11 protein-coding genes are annotated in these 19,211 nt (G+C 73.6%); 6 read left to right on the forward strand and 5 right to left on the reverse strand.

All coding sequences use genetic code 11. The annotated features are described in order from the left end of the window. Nucleotides 1-1,350, reverse strand: coding sequence for a KamA family radical SAM protein (locus tag ACZ7KX_RS02085; protein ID WP_470324811.1), 1,350 nt, complete (start codon nt 1,348-1,350; stop codon nt 1-3). A 420-nt stretch (nt 1,351-1,770) separates the two neighbouring features. On the opposite strand from ACZ7KX_RS02085, the gene ACZ7KX_RS02090 reads away from it, so the two are divergent. Both ACZ7KX_RS02090 and ACZ7KX_RS02095 read left to right on the forward strand, forming a co-directional pair. Continuing rightward, nucleotides 1,771-3,822: an FAD/NAD(P)-binding protein gene (locus ACZ7KX_RS02090; protein ID WP_470324812.1), complete on the forward strand. Its 2,052-nt coding sequence runs from the start codon at nt 1,771-1,773 to the stop codon at nt 3,820-3,822. After that, nucleotides 3,819-5,108 carry an MFS transporter gene (locus tag ACZ7KX_RS02095; RefSeq protein WP_470324813.1) on the forward strand — a complete coding sequence of 430 codons (1,290 nt, stop codon included), beginning with the start codon at nt 3,819-3,821 and terminating at the stop codon, nt 5,106-5,108. The genes ACZ7KX_RS02090 and ACZ7KX_RS02095 overlap by 4 nt, the downstream gene beginning before the upstream one ends. A 42-nt stretch (nt 5,109-5,150) precedes the next feature. Here the strand turns inward: ACZ7KX_RS02095 and ACZ7KX_RS02100 are convergent, their stop codons facing one another. The 4 genes from ACZ7KX_RS02100 to hppD form a co-directional block, all read right to left on the reverse strand. Continuing rightward, entirely contained in the window at nt 5,151-5,729 is a 579-nt protein-coding gene (locus ACZ7KX_RS02100; protein WP_470324814.1) for a TetR family transcriptional regulator C-terminal domain-containing protein, read from the reverse strand. A 100-nt stretch (nt 5,730-5,829) separates the two neighbouring features. Continuing rightward, nucleotides 5,830-7,140 carry an aminotransferase-like domain-containing protein gene (locus ACZ7KX_RS02105; RefSeq protein ID WP_470324815.1) on the reverse strand — a complete coding sequence of 437 codons (1,311 nt, stop codon included), beginning with the start codon at nt 7,138-7,140 and terminating at the stop codon, nt 5,830-5,832. A gap of 22 nt (nt 7,141-7,162) precedes the next feature. Continuing rightward, complete coding sequence (locus tag ACZ7KX_RS02110) at nt 7,163-8,290, reverse strand: alpha-hydroxy acid oxidase (RefSeq protein WP_470324816.1); 1,128 nt, start codon at nt 8,288-8,290, stop codon at nt 7,163-7,165. Beyond that, entirely contained in the window at nt 8,287-11,394 is a 3,108-nt protein-coding gene (gene hppD / locus ACZ7KX_RS02115; RefSeq protein ID WP_470324817.1) for a 4-hydroxyphenylpyruvate dioxygenase, read from the reverse strand. Before hppD ends, ACZ7KX_RS02110 begins: the two co-directional genes overlap by 4 nt. A gap of 83 nt (nt 11,395-11,477) precedes the next feature. Between hppD and ACZ7KX_RS02120 the strand changes: the two genes are divergently transcribed. From ACZ7KX_RS02120 to ACZ7KX_RS02135, 4 genes are all read left to right on the forward strand, one after another. Beyond that, nucleotides 11,478-12,215, forward strand: a complete 738-nt coding sequence (locus ACZ7KX_RS02120) for a thioesterase domain-containing protein (RefSeq protein ID WP_470324818.1) — start codon at nt 11,478-11,480, stop codon at nt 12,213-12,215. A gap of 30 nt (nt 12,216-12,245) precedes the next feature. Next, nucleotides 12,246-12,455, forward strand: coding sequence for an MbtH family protein (locus ACZ7KX_RS02125; protein ID WP_470324819.1), 210 nt, complete (start codon nt 12,246-12,248; stop codon nt 12,453-12,455). A gap of 95 nt (nt 12,456-12,550) precedes the next feature. Further along, nucleotides 12,551-17,893, forward strand: coding sequence for an amino acid adenylation domain-containing protein (locus ACZ7KX_RS02130; RefSeq protein WP_470324820.1), 5,343 nt, complete (start codon nt 12,551-12,553; stop codon nt 17,891-17,893). Then, nucleotides 17,890-19,209, forward strand: a complete 1,320-nt coding sequence (locus ACZ7KX_RS02135; protein ID WP_470324821.1) for a cysteate synthase — start codon at nt 17,890-17,892, stop codon at nt 19,207-19,209. The genes ACZ7KX_RS02130 and ACZ7KX_RS02135 overlap by 4 nt, the downstream gene beginning before the upstream one ends. The last annotated feature ends 2 nt before the right edge of the window (nt 19,210-19,211 follow it).

The raw sequence follows: 19,211 nt of genomic DNA on the forward strand, positions 1-19,211 counted from the left end.
TCACACCCCCACCAGGTCGAGCGGTCGGCCGGTCCCGGGGCGGTCCCCGGCGGGCTCCTCCTCGAAGAAGAAGGAGCGCTCCCCGAAGGCCGGGACGAGCTGGTCGAACCAGGTCGCGGCGGGGTCGAACTTCGCGTAGAAGGGGCGGCGGACGACGCCGTCCTGACGCGCCTGCAGGAACTGCAGCGCGAACACCTTCTCGCCGCGGATCGTCGGCGTGCCGTCGATGAGCACCTTGCCGGGGAAGGCGCTCATCGACGGGCCGCGCACGGTGCGGGACAGCCCGGAGACCGAGCTGTAGGCGGTCCGGAAGATGTCGTACGCCTCGGCCAGCGGCAGCTCGAAGTAGGACCGGGCACCCGTGTCGCGTTCGACGAACATGTAGTACGGCACGGCACCGAGCTTGACCCCCAGGGTCCACAGCTCCTTCCAGGCCGCCGCGTCGTCGTTGATGTGCCGCAGCACGGGGGACTGCATCCGGACGACCGCGCCGGTGCCGGTGATGCGCCGCAGCGCCTGCTGGGCGATGGCGGGGCGCAGCTCGGCCGGGTGGTTGTAGTGGGCCATCAGGGCGAGGTGCTTGCCGGCGCCGACGATGCGCTCGAACAGGCGCAGCAGGTCGTCCGCGTCCACGTCGCTGACGAAGCGCTGCGGCCAGTAGCCGACGGCCTTGGTGCCGATCCGGATGTTCTGGATGTGCGCCAGGTCGGGCGCCAGCAGCGGTTCGAGGTACCGCTCCAGCGCGCCGGTCCGCATGATCATGGGGTCGCCGCCGGTGATCAGCACGTCCGTGACCTCGGGGTGCCGCCTGAGGTAGGCGGCCAGGCCCTCGGCGTCGCGGGCCGCGAAGTGCAGGTCCTCCTCGCCGACGAACTGGGGCCAGCGGAAGCAGAACGTGCAGTAGGCGTGGCAGGTCTGGCCCGCGCTCGGGAAGAACAGCACGGTCTGGTCGTACTTGTGCTGGATCCCGGGGACGACCTGGCCGTCCAGCTCCGGCACGTTGTGGCTCAGCTGGCCGGCCGGGTGCGGGTTCATCCGGGTGCGGACCTCGAAGATCTGCTTGGCCAGCTGCTGCTTGTCACCCGAGCGGACCAGGTCGCGCAGTGCGGTGTAGTCGTCGGGTTCCAGCATCGTGCGGTGCGGGAAGTTGAGCCGGAATATCGGGTCGTCGGGAATTTTGTCCCAGTTGATGAGTTCGTCGAGTACGTACTGGTTCGTCCGGAACGGCAGGACGTGGGCAACCACCTCGACGGCTTCGCGGAGGTCCTGCGGAATCCGCTCCCATTGCGGGGACCGCGTTATCGACGACCGGTTGTACGGCTTGTACTTGGCAGGGCTGAGGTCGGCCATGTGTATTTCTCCGCTCGAATGACGGAAACGGGAGGCTGCGAGTGTCGCGCGGCGGCGGAATCGGGCGGTGCGCCGGTTTCCGGGGCCCGCGGTCCGGCCGTCGGATCGGGCCGGCCGGGAACGCCCGGTGTGCGGGAAGTCCGCTGGTCGTGCCAGCCGCACCGGTCGGACGGGGTCGGCCCCGGACGGCCGCCGCACGCCGTGCCGAAAAGCTAACCGGGGGGCCGGGGGGATGGGAAATAGATCGCCCCGACCATCCATTCGCCGGCTGCATGAATGGCGTTCCATGGCGCCGGTGCATGAATGATGCGCGGGCCGCATGAATGGCGGGGCGTGCTGACTAGGATCGGCGTGAGCGAACGATCGGGCGGCGCCAGACACCGGGGACGGGCTTTGAGGAATCGATTCAGTGTCGGAATCGTGGGGGTGGGCCCCCGCGGACTCATTCTGCTGGAGCGCCTGTGCGCCAATGCGGCGGCCGAACCCGACTGCGGCCCGGTGACGGTGCACGCGATCGACCCGACCCCGCCCGGGGCGGGCCGGGTCTGGCGGACGGACCAGTCCCCGCAGCTGCTGATGAACACGGTCGCGGAGCAGATCACCGTGTTCACCGATGCGAGCGTGGTCTGCGCGGGACCGGTGGTGCCCGGCCCCAACCTGTACGAGTGGGCGCGGGCGCTCACCGGGGCGAGACCGGGCGCCCCGAGACCGGACGACCTCGGTGGGGCCGACGGGCACGCCGACTTCAGCGGGGACGACTGCGGCCGGGACGACTTCGGCCCGGACGACGCGTACCCGGACGACATCCTCCGCGAGGCGGGCGCGTTGGGCCCGAACTCCTACCCCACCCGGCCCTTCTACGGCCACTACCTGCGCTGGGCCTTCCGCCGCGCGGTGCGGACCGCGCCCCCGCACGTGACGGTGCGCGTCCACCGGGACAGCGCCGTCGCACTGGAGGACTTCGGCGAGCAGCAGCTGTTGCGCCTCGCCGGCGGCGACCGGATCCTGCTCGACGCCGTCGTGCTCGCCCAGGGCCATCTGCCCACCGCCCCCGGCCGCGCCCCCGCAGGCTCCGCAGCGACCGGCCGCGCCCCCGCAGCGACCGGCCCTGCAACGACCCACGCCACCCCGGCCCCGACCCCGGCCGGCGGCCGACACCTGCCGCCGGGCAACCCGGCGGAGGTCGACACCGAGGCGATAGCCCCGGGCGAATCGGTGGCCGTGCGCGGCCTCGGGCTCGCCTTCTTCGACTACCTGACCCTGCTCACCCAGGGGCGCGGCGGCGTGTTCGAGCAGCGCGCCGACGGGCGCCTCGACTACCGCCCGTCCGGCCGGGAACCGCGGCTCTACGCGGGCTCCCGTCGCGGCCTCCCGTACCGGGCGCGCGGCGAGAACCAGAAAGAACTGGGCGAACGGCACCGACCGCTGCTGCTCACCGGGCCGACCATCCGCGCGCTGCGCGAGCGCGCCGCCGCCCGCGGCGACGTGCGGTTCCGCCGGGACGTCTGGCCGCTGATCGCGCGCGAGGTCGAGATCGTCTACTACCGGACGCTGCTGAACGGCCGCGCCGCCCCGGCCGAGGCGGTGAACGGCTTCCTGCGGGCCTGCCTGTACTCGCCGGCGCACCTGCCGCTGCCGGAGCCGCTGCTGCGGCGGCACGGCATCACCGTCGACACGCAGTGGAACTGGCGGCTGGTCGAGACCCCGTACGACGAACGGGCGCTGCGCGGGCGGCCGGAGTTCGGCCGGTGGCTGGCCGAGCACCTGGACCGCGACGCGGCCGCCGCCCGGGGCGGCAACATCGACGACCCGGTCAAGGCGGCCCTCGACGCGCTGCGCGACCTGCGCAACGAGATCCGCCAGGTCGTCGACCACGCGGGGATCACCGGCCGCTCCTACCGGGAGGAACTGACCGGCTGGTTCTCGCCGTTCAACGCCGGCCTGTCGATCGGCCCGCCCGGGCGCCGGATCGCGGAGCTGGCCGCGCTGGTCCGCGCCGGCGTGGTGACCCCGCTGGGCCCGGGGATGCGGGTGGCGCCGGCACCGCGGCACGACGGGTTCCTGGTCTCCTCGGCCACGGTGCCGGGGCCGGCGATCGCGGTCACCACCCTCATCGAGGCGCGCATCCAGGACCCGGACGTGCGCACCACCGCGGACCGGCTGCTGCGGGGGCTCCTGGAGACCGGCCAGGCGGCGCCGTACCGGATCCCCGACCCGGACGGCGGTCACCACGAGACCGGGGCGCTCGCGGTGACCGAGCGGCCGAGCCGCCTCGTGGACGCGCGCGGCCGCGTGCACCCGCAGCGGTACGCCCTCGGCGTCCCCACCGAGGGGGTGCACTGGGCCACCGCCGCCGGGGTCCGGCCCGGCGTGGACTCCGTGACGCTCGGGGACGCGGACGCGGTCGCCCGGGCCCTGCTGGACAGCGCCGCACGCCACCACGCCGACCGGATGGAGGCGTTGGCCCGGTGAGCACCCTCGTCCGGACCGCACGGACCGCACGGACCGCACGGACCGCACGGACCGCACGGGCTGCGCGGCCCGACCCGGCGGGCTCCGGCGCGTCGGGACTGTCCACGGCCCTGGGGGTGGCGGCGGTCACCGTCCTCACCTCGCTGCCGGTCTTCCTCCCCGGCGCCGCGAACGGCCTGATCTGCGCGGAGCTGGGCTGGAGCACGACGCGGACGGGCGCCGTCCTCGCCGTCTACTGGCTGGCCTCCCTGGCGGGTGCCTTCGTCAGCAGGCGCTCCGAACTCCCCGCCGGAGTGGAACGGACCCTGGCGGTCGCTCTCGGCGCCACCTGCGTCGGGCTGCTCTGCGCAGCCGGCGCACCGGTCGCCGGCCTCTGGATCAGCTCGGCGCTCGGGGGCTTCGCCTACGGGTACACCCAGCCGCACACCAACGCCCTCCTGATGCGCCGGTGCGCCCCCCGGCTGCGGGCCTTCGCGTTCGGACTCAAGCAGGCCGCGGTGCCGGCGGCGACCCTGCTCGCCAGCGCGGCGATGCCGCTGCTCGCCGACCCGGTCGGCTGGCGCGGCGTCCTCGCCGCCACCGCGGTCCCGTGCGGCCTCGGCGCCGCCCTGGTGGTACGGCGCAGCGCCGCGGACGGGCGGCGACCGGCGGCCGCGGGCGGCGGTGCGCCGCTGCCGGCCGACGTCCACCTGACCGCCCTCAGCTGCGCCGGATTCTTCGGCGCGATGGTCGGCAACGGGCTGGGCGGCTTCCTGGTGCTGGCACTGACCGCCCGGGGCGCCTCGCTGTCGGTCGCCGGAGCGGTGGCGACCGCCGGCGCCGCACTGAACATCGCCGTCCGGCTCGCCGCGGGCTGGCTGGTCGGCCGTCTGCCCCGGCTCGCCTGGCCCGCCCTCGTCGGCCTGTTCGCGACCGGGGCGGTGGGCGCCGTGCTGCTGACCCACCGGGGGACGGCGCCGACCCTCCTCGGCGCCCTGCTCGCGTACGGCGGCGGCTGGGGCTGGGCGGGCCTGCTGCACTACGTCATCGGTCTGCCGTACCCCGGACGGGAGCAACGGGCCACGGCCTGCAGCCAGATGGGAGTCTCGCTCGGGGCCGCGGCCGGGCCGCTGCTGTGCGGTGTGCTGTTCGGCCTGCGCCCGGACGCCCTCTGGTGGGCCCTGGCGGCGGCGGCCGCCGCCGGCGCGGTCTGTGTCCTCACCGCCGCGGTGGCCGGTCGGGCACCGCGGCAGCCGCACGCCGTCCCGCCGCCGGGTCACGGGGTCGGCGACCCCGGCCGGCCCTGACCTTGGGGCCGCCCCTGACCTGGGGTCAGCCCCGGCTCGGGGTCAGTCCTGGCCGGGGTGGACCCGGAGGTCGGCCAGGACCCGTCGGACCCCCTCGACGGCCCGCTGGAACGCCTCGGGCTGCTGCCAGGCCCGTGCCAGGACGTACCCGCCCTGCACCGTCGCCATGATCAGTGCGGCGATCGCCACGGGGTCGGTGCCGGGCCGCAGTTCCCCCGTGCGCACCCCCTCGGCGAGGACCGCCGTCAGCCGTTCGTCGAGCCAGTCGAAGAACTCGGCCAGCGGCGCGCGCAGCCGATCGTCCGTCACGACGTCGTAGTCCTGGGTCAGACGCCCCAGCCGGCAGCCCGCCAGCGGGTCACGTTCCAGGTCGAGGAACGCGTCGATGCGGGCGACGGCCCCGCCTTCACCGCCCAGCGCCCCCTCGGCCCGGGCCCGGAGCTCCTCGCTCATCCGCGTCATGGCCTCCACCGCCAGCTCCGCCTTGCCGGAGAAGTGGTGGTACATGCTGCCCTGCCCCGCGTGCGCCCGCTCCAGGACCTTGGCCGGGCTGGTGCCGGTGTACCCGCGCTCCCACAACAGCTCCGCCGCAGCCCGGGTCAGTGCCTCTTTCTTGCTCATGCGCCGAGTGTACCTACCACTCGTTACAGTCGTCCGCCGGCGACGGACGGCGCCACCGCTCCGGCAAGGTCCGTCCACGCCCGTCGGCCGGCTGCCGTGGTCAGCTGCACTGCTCCCGGATGAAGGAGGCGAGCCGGGTCAGCCCCTCCTCGATCCGGTCCGGAGTCAGGGAACTGTAGGAGAGGCGGATCTGCCGGTCGGCGGAAGGGTCGTCGTAGAAGTGGCGCATGGGCGTCCACAGGACCCCGTACCGGTCGGCCGACAGTTCGAGCAGGTCGTCGTGCACCGGGAAGGGGACCGTCAGGACCAGGAAGAACCCGCCGGCCGGGGTGTTCCAGGTGACTCCGGTGCCGGCGAGGTGCCGCTCCAGGCCGGCCAGGAGGTGGCGGAGGTTGGTCCGGTAGAGCTCGGTTTCCCGGCGGTTGGCCTCGACCAGGCTGCCGCCGTGCTCCAGCAGTTTCCCGGCGACGACCGCCTGCGCGATCGGCGAGGTGTTGACGGTCACCATGCTCTTGAGCTTGGACAGTCGGTCGGCGAACAGGCCGATCTCGCCCGATTCCTCCTCCACCTGCTGGTCGGCCACGGCGAAGCCGACGCGGGCCCCGGGCATGGCGGTCTTGGAGAACGAGCCGAGGTAGACCACCCGGCGCCGGGTGTCCGTCGACTTGAGGGAGGGAAGCCGCTCGCCCCCGGCGTGGAACAGGCCGTACGGGTTGTCCTCCAGCAGCAGGATGTCCTCCTGCTCGGCGAGTTCGAGGAGGCTTCGCCTGCTCTCCGGATCGAGGTTGAGCCCCGAGGGGTTGGCGAAGTTGGGGACGAGGTAGCAGGCGCGCGGCCGCAGGCCTTCGGTGCGGGCCCGGCGGATGCGCGCGCGGAGGTGTTCGAGGTCCACGCCCGTGGTTCCGCTGTGCACCGGGAGGACCGGCATGTCCAGGAGCCGGGCGGCGCCGGTGAGGCCGACGTAGGTCGGCGCCACCGCGAGGACGACGTCGCGCTCGTCCTGCCGCAGGGCCCGCAGGACCAGGAACATCGCCTCCTGGCAGCCGGAGGTGACCACGATGGCGTCCGGGTCGGGGCGGAAGCCCTCGTCGGCCTCCAGGTTGCGGGCGATCAGCTCGTGGATGACGCCCTTCGTGCGGCCGTACTGGAAGAGTTCCCGGCGGACCTGCGCGGGCGAGTAGCCCTTGTCGGTGACGAGGTGGTGCTCGTAGCGGCGGAGGTAGGTGTGGATCTGCTCCAGGTCGAAGAACTCCTCGACGGGGCGTCCCGGTGCGAACGAGACGGCGTCGGGATAGCGGCCGGCGATCTCGTTCAGGAAGTTCATCGACTCCAGGGCCGGGTCACCGAGGGAGGAGTGCAGGGACCCCGCGGGGATCCGATGGGGTGAGGACTGCTCCGGGACGCCCGTCATGACGGCTGCTCCTAGGTTCGGGTTACGGGATTGCGGGCTGGGGGGACAGGGCGGTGAACGCCGCGGAGCCGAAGGCCCTGAGGTCCTGCGCGTCGGTCACGCGACGGCAACCGGCGAGGCCGAGGGCGGTGTGGAGCTCTTCGGCGAGCAGCCGCAGGACGGTGGTCGCCCCGCTCTCGCCGCCGACGGCCAGCCCCCACAGCACCGGCCGCCCCAGCAGGACGCCCGAGGCTCCCAGGGCCAGGGCCTTGAGGACGTCCGTGCCGCTGCGGACACCGCTGTCGAAGAGGACCTCGCAGTGCCCGCCGACCGCGTCCCGGATCCCGGGCAACACGGCGATCGCGGGAACGGCGCCGTCCAACTGGCGGCCGCCGTGGTTGGAGACCACCAGGGCGTCGACGCCGCAGTCGGCGGCCCGCCGGGCGTCCCGAGGGTCGAGGATCCCCTTGAGGACGAGCGGCAGGTCGGTGCGGGACCGGATCTCCTCGACGTCCCGCCAGCTCAGCGCGGAGTCCAGCGCCTCACGGGTGTGGGCCGCCACGGCGGAGCCGGCGGCGCGGGTGGTGCGCGCGGTCGCGGACGCACCGCCGGAGAGGTTGGCGGCGACCACACCCTCGGGGAGCACGAAGCCGTTGCGCACGTCCCGCAGCCGGTTGCCCATCCAGGGCACGTCGACGGTGAGCATCACGGCTTCGCAGCCGACCTCCTCGGCCTCCTTGACCAGGTCGGACACCTTCTGCCGGTCGCGCAGCCAGTAGAGCTGGAACCAGGTCCGGGCGCCCTCGGCCGCGATCCGTGCCAGCGGGAGGCTGCTCAGGGTTCCCACCGTGACGGGGATGCCGGCCCGTCGGGCGGCCCGTGCGGTGGCGAGCTCGCCCTCCGGATGGACCAGCCGGTGGTAGGCCATCGGAGCCACGGCCACCGGCAGGGCCGCGGGCCGGCCGAGCAGCGTCGTCTCGGCCGTGCAGTCCGAGACGTCGCGCAGGACACGGGGCACGAGGTGGACGCCGTCCAGCGCGGCCCGGTTGGCGTCCATGGTGAGTTCGTTCCCGCTGCCGCCGGCGATGAAGTCCCGGACGGCGGCGGGCAGCACCGCGGCCGCCAGGCGTTCCACGTCGTCGAGGCAGACGGGCTGCTCCGGAAGGCTCATCGGGCCGGTCCGTCGGTGCGCGACCGCTCGACCTCGACCGCCTCGTACAGCGCCTTGATGTTGGCGCTCCCGAAGGTCTCCGCGCCGATCCGCTCGATGACCTCGAAGAACAGCGTCCGGCGCGGGTGGGACGACCGGGTGAAGATCTGGAACAGCTGACCGGCGTGGTCCTCGTCGAGGAGGACGTGGTGCTCGCGAAGCTCGGCAGGGCTGTGCCGCTTGGGATCGATGCGCCGGGCCAGCAGGTCGTAGTACGCCCCGGGGGTCGTGAGGAAGGCGACGCCGCGGCCGCGCAGGGTGGCGACGGACTCGACGATGTCACCCGTGGCGAAGGCCACGTGCTGGACTCCGGCGCCCGCGTGCGCGGTGAGGAATCCGTCGATCTGGCCGGGGTCGGCGCCGGTGTCGGGTTCGATCACGGTGAACGTGACGGCGCCGGACGTGCTCTGGACGACCTTGGAGAGCATGGCCTGGGAACCGACGACGATGCGTTCCCGGAACGTCTCGCGGAATCCGAGGACCTGCCGGTAGAACGCGATCGTGGCGTCCAGTTCCCCGGCCGGGACGCAGACCGCGAAGTGGTCGACCCGCTCCAGGCCCGCCCGGCCGGCCGGCCCGGCCGAGGTGCCCTCGGCGGCGGCCACCGGAGCGAAGCCCGGCGGCAGGTCGGAGCCGCCGGAGCCGTCGGCCTGCACCAGCGTGTGCACGAGGTCGCCGAACGCGCCGATGGTGGCCGTCACCGCGCCGCCGTCGCCGGTCGCCGGCCCGGTGACCGGACGGGCGCCGCGGCGTACCGCCCCGTCGAAGAACGCGCGCACGTCGGGCGTGCGGAGCGCGATGTCGGCGATGCCGCGCCCGTGGGCGCGGACGTACCGGGAGGCGGGGTGCTCGGGCGAGGTGCCCTGGGTGAGCACCAGGAGGATGTCACCCTGCCGGAGAGCCGAGCTCAGGAAGCCCTCGGCGGCGGATCCCCGGCGCCCGGTCTCCTGGAACCCGTACTGGTCGACCCATTCCCGGCTGTCGGCGGCGAGGTCGTCGACGTACAACTCCACGTAGGCGAGGCCGAGTTCGTCGGATGTGGTCGCCCGGATCCCGCGGACCGGCGCCGTCGGGCGCCGCGTCGCCGCTGCGGTGGCGGCGGTCGGCGTGACCGGAGCGGCCCGTCGCAGTGCGGCGCACATGTCGGCGAGTCGGGGCGCCGCGAAGACGTCGTCCAGGGCGAGTGCCAGGCCCCAGCGCCGGCGGACGGCCAGGAGCAGCCGGGCCGCGAGCAGCGAAGTCCCTCCCAGGGCGAGGAAGTTGGCGTCCTCGCCGATCGGCTCGTCGGTCACCAGGACCTGCGCCCAGAGCTCGGCGAGTTCCGCCGGGGTCGCGTCGGGCGCCGACGGTTCGGCCGGCTCCGGCCGGTCCGACTCGGCGACCACGGCGCGCAGCGCGGCGAGGTCGACCTTCCCGCCTGCCGCCGTGGGGAGCGCGTCGAAGTGCAGGAACCGCCCGGGGATCATGTGCGCGGGGAGCGAGGCCGCCAGCCGGGTGCGGAGTCCGGCCTCGTCGATCTCCGCGAGGCCGACCAGACAGGCCACGAGCTGACCTTCGAGTTCGACGACCCGCGCGTCCCGGGCGCCGGTTGCGGAGAGCAGTGCGTGGACGACCTCACCCGGTTCGATGCGGCGGCCCGCGATGTTCAGCTGGTCGTCGGACCGGCCGTGGAAGACCAGCAGGCCGTCGGTCTCCCGGACGATGTCGCCGGTGCGCAGCCACCGCTCGGCGTCCTGACCGTCCGGCCGCGTGATGAACCGGGCGTCGGTCAGCTCCCGGTCCCCGAGGTAGCCCTCCGCCAGTCCCGGGCCGCTGAGCAGCAGTTCGCCGGGCTCACCCGCCCGGACCGGGCGCATGTCCGGGTCCACGACCTCGGCCCGCATGCCGTCCAGCGGGGTGCCCAGCGGTACCTGACCGCTCGACAGGATCCCGGGCGTGAGCTCGCAGGTGATCGAGGTGACGGTGGCCTCCGACAGGCCGTAGGCGTTGACCAGCCGGGAGCTGCGCGGGTCGGCGAGCCACTGGCGTGCGGGTGCCGCGGGGAGCTGCTCGCTGCCGACGACGACGAGTCGCAGGCGGGGAAGGCGGGCCGGGAGGTCCGACCGGCTCGGTGCCCAGCCGGCGAAGTAGGACGCGGGCAGGTTGCAGACGGTCACGTCAGAGCCGGCGAGCCGCTCCGTGAACTCCTCGAAGCCGATCGCACCGAGCTCGGTCGGGAGGACCACCAGGGTCGCTCCGGCCGCGAGGGTGGGCCAGATCTCCTCCGCCGCCACGTCGAAGCCCAGGGACGTGGCGTGGAGCACCCGGTCGTCCGGCCGGAGGTCGTACGCACGGGCCGTGGTCTCCGCGTGCCAGCTCAGGGCGGCCCGACTGACCACGACTCCCTTGGGGGTTCCGGTACTTCCGGAGGTGAAGATCAGGTAAGCGGAGCCCGGGCCGGACGGTGCCGCGGCCGGCGGGTCGGCGGGCGGCGCGGTGAACGCCTCGCTCGGCGGCACCCACACCGGTGCGGACCGCGGCAGCTCGCTCGGCTCCGTTCCCACGGCGAGGCGGGGGCGGGCCTGTTCGACGATGGTCCGGAGGCGCTCGTGCGGCACCCCGGGCTCGACCGGGAGGTAGGCGGCGCCGGACATCAGGGTGCCTAGCATCACGGCGACCGCCTCGGGCGAGCGGGCCATCCGGACGAGCACCACGTCGCCGTCGCCGACTCCCGTCGTGTCGAGCAGGGCGCTGAACCGCCGTGCCCGGTCGAGCAATCGGTCGTACGTCCAGGCGACGCCGTCCATCTCGACGGCCACGCGTGCCGGATCGGCGGCTGCGCGTGCTCGGATGAGGTCGACGGGATCCTTGGATATGGCCACTCCGGGGCGCCCCTTAGTAATCGTTGGTAACCATCGGCACTTGACCCGCACCGGCAGGCAGGCGATCACCGTATGCAATTCGACGGTGCGGAACAAGGAGCATAAGCCGGGCGAGGAGACCGGCCCTATCCGATCGTATTTTCCGGCATTGCAGAATGCGGCGCGGCCAAAGCGGGGCGAAACGGACCATAGATGGATGATCATGAGAATGCGGACCGGTTTCCCGGCAGTGCTTGACGTGTACTCCAGTGCCGTGCAAGATCAACCCCGCGAGACGGGGGATAGTTGTGCAAGACTTCAGCGGTGCGTCGTGCCCTTTGCCGACGGTGGTCCGCATCGAATTTTCCGGTGAAACCCCGGTGCGCTCCTTCGGCGACCTGGTGGCCGGGCTTCCGCACGGTGGCGAGGTCGTGCTGGATCCACTGCGGGCTCCCGGCGTCGCGGCCGGGCCGGGTTGCCGGGCGCAGGCCGAGTACTGGACCGACCGGCTCGCGGCCGAGGACGGCCCGTTCGTGGTGCTCGGCTACTGCTCCGGCGCGAACCTGGCGTTGGCCCTGGCCTCCGCTCTTCGTGCGGCGGGTCGCGAGGTGTCGGCGATTGGCCTGTTCGACCCGATCACCTTTACGTTGTCCCAGGTCAGAGAGGTTGCGGTAGAGATTGCCGCAGCTCTGGACCCGACGGGCGACGCCGAGCTGTGCCCGCTGCCGGCGAACCGTGAGACCGCCGTCCCGAGCCTGCTGTCCTTCGTGGGCGCGGTGCTCGACGCCGCCCTCGGGGACCTGCCCGAGGACACCCGCGCGCAGCTCCTGACGCGCTACGCCGCGTGGATCGGATATTCCCTGTCCGCAACCGAGCCGGTGGCCGTGCCGGCCGGCGTGGACATTCACGTATTCGCCAGCGACGACCTGATCGCGGGTGCGCCGGGTTCCTCCTGGGGTGTTCCGCGACAGCTCGGCGGTACCGGGGTCGGAATTCTCTCCGAGCCCCGCGCGATCGAGGCCCTGAGCCGGTCGATCTCCTTCTGATTCTGAAATCCCTCTCATTCGGAGCGGACTTTGAGCAATTCTGACGATTCCCGTCGTTACCGTGTCGTGATCAACGACGAGGAGCAGTACTCCATCATCTTGGCGGACCAGTCGAATCCGCTTGGCTGGCACGACGAAGGCGTTTCCGGAACCAAAGACGAATGCCTCGCGCACATTGACCGGGTGTGGACGGACATGCGGCCGCTGAGCCTTCGGTCGAAGGTGGACGGCGCCGTCTAGGGGGCATTTCCCGGAGAAGTTTGTCCAGGGGTTGACCGGCGCGGCCGGGCCGGCCCGCGTGTGTTTCCCCAACGTGCGAAGGTGTCGTCGCAGCAGTGACCGAGAACTGGATCGATGTCGTCGCCGGGGCGGCGGCGCGATGTCCCGACAAGCCGGCGTTCGAGTACGGCGGCGAGCAAGCGGACCGCCTCACCTACGCAGAGCTCGACCGGCGGGCCCGCGCGATCGCCGCCAACCTCCAACGGCTGGGGTACACGGACAAGCCCGTCCTGCTCGTCCAGCCGCCGGGCCTCGACTTCCTGACGACCTTCCTGGGGTGCCTCTACGCACGGGTGATCGCCGCGCCGGCCAGTGTGCCGTCCGGCCCCCGGCGCGGCGTCGACCGCCTGGCCGGCATGGCCCGGGACAGCGGGGCGGTCGCCGTCCTGACGACGCGTCGGGTCCTGGCGCGGTTGGCCACGCTGACCGCCGGTGCGGGAGAGCTGGCGGGCCTGCCCCTGGTCCCGGCCGACGAGTTCCCGACGGCCGACGCCGCGGGCTGGGAGCGCCCGTCGGTGGGGCCCGGGACGACCGCGTTCCTGCAGTACACCTCCGGGTCGACGGCCGAGCCCCGCGGCGTGGTCGTGACCAACGGGAACCTGCTGCACAACTCCCGTCTCATCCGCCGGGCGTTCGGGACCTCGGGCGAGACCCGGGCGGTGTCATGGCTTCCGCTTTACCACGACATGGGACTCATCGGCGGTGCCCTGCAGACGATCTTCAGTGGCGCGACCTGCACGCTGATGGCCCCTTCGGCGTTCGCGCGCGATCCATTGGAGTGGATCCGCGAGATATCCCGGACGCGGTCGACGGTGAGCGGCGGACCGAACTCCGCATTCGATCTCTGCGCCAACCGCGCCGCGGAGGCGACCGACCTGGCGTCACTCGATCTGAGCAGCTGGAAGGTCGCGTTCACCGGTGCCGAGCCGGTGAACGCCGACACCATGCGGCGATTCACCCGGGCCTTCGCGCCGTACGGCTTCCGTGCCGAGGCGTGGACGCCGTGCTACGGCCTCGCCGAGGCATCGCTCATGGTCGCCTCCACCTCGCACGACGAATCCCCGGTCGTCGAGCAGGTCGACCCGGCGTCACTCGCCCGCGGACGTCCCGAACCGGCGGACGGCCCGAACGCGCAGGCCGTGGTCGGCGCGGGGCGGGTGTGCGCCGGGCAGCGCCTGGAGATCGTCGATCCGGCGACCGGCACGCCGAAGGCCGACGGCGAGGTCGGCGAGATCTGGCTGACCGGGCCGAGCGTGGCGCAGGGCTACTGGGGCCGGCCCGAGGAGAGTGCCCGGACCTTCGACGCTGCCCTCTCCGGCGAGCCGACGACGCGCTTCCTGCGGACCGGCGACCTCGGATACCTGAGGGGTGACCAGCTCTTCGTCACCGGACGGGCCAAGGACGTCATCATCGTCCGCGGAGCCAACCACTATCCGCAGGACATCGAGCGCACGGCGCAGTCCGCGCACCCGGCCCTCGACGGGCTCGGCGGTGCCGCCTTCGCCGTCGACCAGGACGGCGGGCAGCGCCTGGTGGTCGTCCACGAGGTGCCGCGCCACCACCCGGCCGCGGAACTGGCCGCGCTGGCCGGGGAGATCCGGGCCGCCGTCGTGCGCGAGCACGAGCTGGCGGTGCATGCGGTCGCCCTCATCCGGGCCGGCCTGCTGCCTCGGACCTCCAGCGGCAAGGTGCAGCGCTTCGCCTGCCGGGACGGGTACCGCTCGGGTGAACTGGCTCTGCTCGCCCACGACCTCGGGGTCCTGCCGCTCTCCGGGGTGCAGTCGGCGGACGCGGCGCCGGTCGACCCGGCGACCGATCCGGTCCGCGCCCAGCTGGCGCTCGTCACGGGCCGGCACGACCTGCCCGTCGACGTGCCGCTGATCCAGCTCGGGCTCGACTCGCTGTCCGCGGTCGAGCTGTCCCACCGTCTGGAGAAGGCGCTGGGGATGACGCTGCAGAGCGTCGACCTGTTCTCCCGCAGCATCGCCGAGCTGACCGAACTCGCCGCCGCGACCGCACCGGCGGACGCGGCGTCGAACCGGCCCGCCGCGGACCGCGCGGCGCAGAGCGGGGACTTCCCGCTCTCCTACAATCAGCGGGGGATCTGGCTCAGCGAACAGCTGGCACCCGGAAGCCCGGCCTACCTCATCTCCGCCGCAGCCCGGGTCCACGGGCCGGTCGACCCGGCCGCACTGCGGCGGGCCCTGGACCGCCTGGCGGACCGGCACGCGGCGCTTCGCACCACCTTCCCGGTGGTGGACGGCACGCCGGTGCAGCGCGTGCACGGGTGCCTGAGCCCGGTGCTGACCTGCGAGGACGCCACCGGCTGGGCGGACGACGTCCTGCAGGCGCGCGTCGAGGCGGCGGCTGTCGAGACCTTCGACACCGCCGGCGAGCCGCTGCTCCGGCTGACGCTGTTCAGCTGCGGTCCGGACGACCACCGACTCGTCCTGTCGGTCCACCACCTGGTGGCGGACATGTGGTCGCTCTCGGTCCTGACCTCGGAGCTGGACGTGCTGTACACCGCCGAACTGGCCGGTGACGGCGAGGCCGCACAAATCGCCCTGCCGCCGGCCCTGCCGTACCCGGAGTTCGCCCGGCGGCAGTCCGACCTGATCGACGGCCCCGACGGTCAGCGGGACTGGACGTTCTGGCAGGGGCGGCTCGCGGACGCCCCCAAGGAACTCGAACTGCCGACCGACCTGACGCGCCCGGCGGCGCGGAGCCTGTGCGGGGCCGGCGTACCGGTCACCGTCGGCCCCGAGGTCACCGCGCGACTCAAGGCGATCGCGGCCGAGCGGCAGGCCACCCTCTACCAGGTCGTCCTGGCCGCGTTCCAGCTGGTGCTCTGGCGGCAGAGCGGGCAGCGCGACGTCGTCGTCGCCAGCCCGGTGCACGGCAGGCAGCGCGCCGATCTGGCCCGCAGCATCGGCTGTTTCGTGAACACCGTCGCCCTGCGCACCCGGATCGAGCCGGCCGAGGACTTCCCGGGCCTGGTCGCCCGGGTCCGGGAGAGCAGTGACTCCGCCTTCCGGCACGCGGACTTCCCCTTCACCCGGCTGGTCGAACTGCTCCAGCCCGACCGGGACGCGACCCGCTCGCCTCTGGCCCAGGCGATGTTCACCTTCCACCAGCCTCCCGGGGAGTCGGGCACCGGACTGGCGGCCTTCTTCGCCGGGCGGGCCGACGCCGCCCTGGCCGTCGGGCCGATGACGCTCCGGCCCCTGCCGCTGCCCACCCGCGCCGCGCAGTTCGACCTGCACCTCCACCTGGTCGAGTACGGCGATGAGCTGACGGGTGAACTGCGTTACGGAGAAGAGCTGTTCACTCCGGCGGGCGCAGCCCGGCTGGGCCGCCAGCTGACCACCCTGCTGGGCGCGGTGGCCGACGCGGCGGACCGGCCGGTCGCCGAGCTGTCGCCGCTCGTGGCCGACGAGTGGACCACCGTGCTCGACCGGTGGAACGCCACCGAACTGGCCTACGACCGCAACGGGTTCGCGCACCGGCTGTTCGAGGCCCAGGCGCGCCGCACACCGGACGCCTGCGCCGTCCGCTCCCAGGACGGCGGCGGCGAGCTCGACTACGCGGAGCTCGACCGGCGGTCGACCCGGGTCGCCCACCGGCTGGTGGCCCTGGGCGTGGAGGCGGAGACGGTCGTCGCCGTCCACGTGTCCCGTTCGCCCGGGATGGCCGCGGCCGTCCTGGGCGTGCTCAAGGCGGGTGGCGTGGTGCTCCCGCTCGGCGACGGCCTGCCCGCTCGGCGCATCGAGCTCATGCTCGCGGACGCCGGTGTCACGGTCGCGGTCACCGACCGGGCGCACCGCCCGTACCTGCCCACCGACCTCCGCGCCGTGGACGTGGACCGGCCCGACCCGGGCGCCGACACCGACGGCCCCGAGAGTGCCGAACTCCCCGACCCGGGGACGGACGCCGACCGCGCCGCCTACCTGATCTACACCTCGGGCTCCACCGGTCGACCCAAGGGCGCCGTGCTCACGCACCGCAACGTGGTCAACTTCCTGGCGGGCGCACGGGAGTTCTTCGCCCTCAAGCCCGGCGACCGGTGGCTCGCCGTCGCGACGCTCTCGTTCGACCTGGCCGTCTTCGAACTGCTGGCACCGCTCACCAGCGGAGCGACCGTGCTGGTCGCCGGCCGGGAGCTCGCCGTCGACGGCCGGGCGCTGCGGGAGGCACTGGAGGACGACGGTGTGACGCACCTCCAGGGGACCCCGGCGACCTGGCAGCTGCTGCTCGACGCCGGCTGGGAGCGGGCACCGGGGCTCACCATGATCACCGGCGGTGACGCACTGCGGGCTGCCGTGGCCCGAAGGCTGCTGGACACCGGCGGCAGCCTCTGGAACATGTACGGGCCCACCGAGACCACCGTCTACTCGACCGGCGGCCCGGTGGACCCGGGAGCCGGGACACCCCGGACGATCCTGCCGCTGGGCCGGCCGATGGCGAACCAGACCGTCTACCTGCTCGACCAGGACGGCCGGCCGGTCGCCCCCGGGGCGATCGGCGAGATCCACATCGGCGGCGACGGCGTCACCCGCGGGTACTTCGGCCGGCCCGGCCTGACCGCCGAGCGCTTCGTGCCCGACCCGTTCTCCCCGGTGCCCGGACGGAGGCTCTACCGCAGTGGCGACCTCGGCCGCCACCGGCCCGACGGCACCCTGGAGTTCGCCGGCCGGGCCGACAACCAGGTCAAGCTCCGCGGATACCGGATCGAGCCCGGCGAGATCGAGGCGGTGCTCCGCGACCTCGACGGCGTCGGCCGCGCCGCCGTCAAGGTGTTCGGCACCGGACTGCTGGCCCGCCTGGTCGCCTACGTGGAACCGGACGGGGAGCCGGTGCCCCGCACGACGGAGCAGCTCCGGCGGGCCCTGGGCGAGCGGCTGCCGTCCTACATGGTCCCGTCCGTCATCCAGGTCGTCGACCGGATGCCGATGACGGCGCGCGGCAAGATCGACCGGAGCGCGCTCCCCGAACCGTACGGCGAGGCGACCGACCGGGTGGCCGACCGGGACGCCGAACCCCCGGCGTCCGCCACCGAACGTGCGCTGGCCGAACTGGTGGCCGGGATGCTGGAGATCCCGGGCGTCGGCCGAGACGAGGACCTGTTCGCCCTCGGCGCGCACTCGCTGCTGATGTCCCGGCTGGTCGCGAGGATCCGGGAGGACTTCGGGACGGAGCTGCCGCTGAGCCGGCTCTTCACCGCACCCACCGTCGCCGGGATCGCCGAACTCGTCGACCGCGACCGCGGTTCCGCCGCCCGGCCGTCCGTGGCGGCCCCGGTCGTCCGGCGGGCCGACCGCTCCCAGTACCGGGCCGACCGCGGCCGCAGCGGCGCAGCGCCGATCCCCGGCACCCGGCAGAAGAACGAGGACGAGGCATGAGCGGTACCCACTACGACCTGGTCTGCACCCTGTGCGGAGCGCGCCACCCCGACGACGGGCTGAGGCTCGACTGCTCCGAGCCCCACGCACCGGCGCTGCTGCGCACCGACTACACCGCCAAGACGATGACCGTCCAGCCCGACGACGGGATCTACCGGTACCGCCAGTGGCTGCCGGTGGCCCGTTCGGTGCCCGGCGCCGGCCGGCCGGCCGTCTACCGCAGCACCGGCCTCGGCCGTGCGCTGGGCCTGGACGACCTGTGGGTCGCCTTCAGCGGCTACTGGCCGGAGCGGGGGGCGGACCTGCCCACGGGCACCTTCAAGGACCTGGAGGCGTTCACCCTGCTCGGGCGGCTGCCCGAGCGGGCCCCGACCCTGGTGCTCGCCTCGGCCGGCAACACCGCCGCGGCGGTCGCGCGCGCATGCTCCCGGCACCGCCGGCCGTGCCTGATCATCGTGCCGCAGGCCGCACTGCCCAGCCTGCGGTTCGCCGGCGAACTCGACCCGTGCGTGCGCGTCGTGGTCCTCGACGATCCGGCGGACTACGCCGACGCGATCGCCCTGGCCGACCGGATCTCCCGGCTGCCCGGCTTCGTGGCCGAGGGCGGAACCCGCAACGTCGCCCGCCGGGACGGGCTCGCGACCGCGATGCTGCTGGCGGCCGACACCATCGGCGCCCTGCCCGACTGCTACGTACAGGCGATCGGCAGCGGCGCCGGCGTCCTCGCCGCGCACGAGGGCGCGGCCCGCATCGCCGCCGCCACCGGCGAGCGGCTGCCGCGGATGCTCGCCTGCCAGAACCTCCCGTTCGCGCCGGTGCACGAGGCCTGGCAGGCCCGGTCCGCCGTGGTGCGCGAACGGGACCCGATGGACGCGGTGCGGGCCGTCCGGGCGACCGCGGCGGGCGAACTGACCAACCGCCGACCGGCGTACTCGATCCGCGGCGGACTCCACGACGTGCTGACCGCCACCGGGGGCGACGTGCTCGTGGCGGACAACGAGGAGGCCCGGGAGGCCTGCGAGCTGTTCCGCTCGGTCGAGGGGATCGACGTCGAACTTCCCGCTGGTGTGGCGCTCGCCGCGCTCCGCCGGGCGGTGGCCGACGGTCTCGTCCCGTCCGACGCCGTCACGCTGCTGCACGTCAGTGGCGGCGGCCGGGCAGCACTCGGGCGCGCGTGCGCGTCCGTCGTCGTGGAACCCCACCTGCGGGTGGCCCACGGCGACCTGGAGTCCCCCCACGTGACCGATCAGGTCCTGGAGCTGTGCGCCGACCTGGCGCCGAGCGTGAACGTCCCTGCCCTCCGAGCCGAGCGGTGACC

This window comes from Kitasatospora sp. NPDC038210, assembly GCF_055600605.1.

Bases quoted from the DNA above. Each gene is read 5' to 3' on its own strand.
- ACZ7KX_RS02085 (WP_470324811.1), bottom strand. From the start codon at position 1,350: ATGGCCGACCTCAGCCCTGCCAAGTACAAGCCGTACAACCGGTCGTCG.
- ACZ7KX_RS02100 (WP_470324814.1), bottom strand. From the start codon at position 5,729: ATGAGCAAGAAAGAGGCACTGACCCGGGCTGCGGCGGAGCTGTTGTGG.
- ACZ7KX_RS02105 (WP_470324815.1), bottom strand. From the start codon at position 7,140: ATGACGGGCGTCCCGGAGCAGTCCTCACCCCATCGGATCCCCGCGGGG.
- ACZ7KX_RS02110 (WP_470324816.1), bottom strand. From the start codon at position 8,290: ATGAGCCTTCCGGAGCAGCCCGTCTGCCTCGACGACGTGGAACGCCTG.
- hppD (WP_470324817.1), bottom strand. From the start codon at position 11,394: ATGATCATCCATCTATGGTCCGTTTCGCCCCGCTTTGGCCGCGCCGCA.
- ACZ7KX_RS02135 (WP_470324821.1), top strand. From the start codon at position 17,890: ATGAGCGGTACCCACTACGACCTGGTCTGCACCCTGTGCGGAGCGCGC.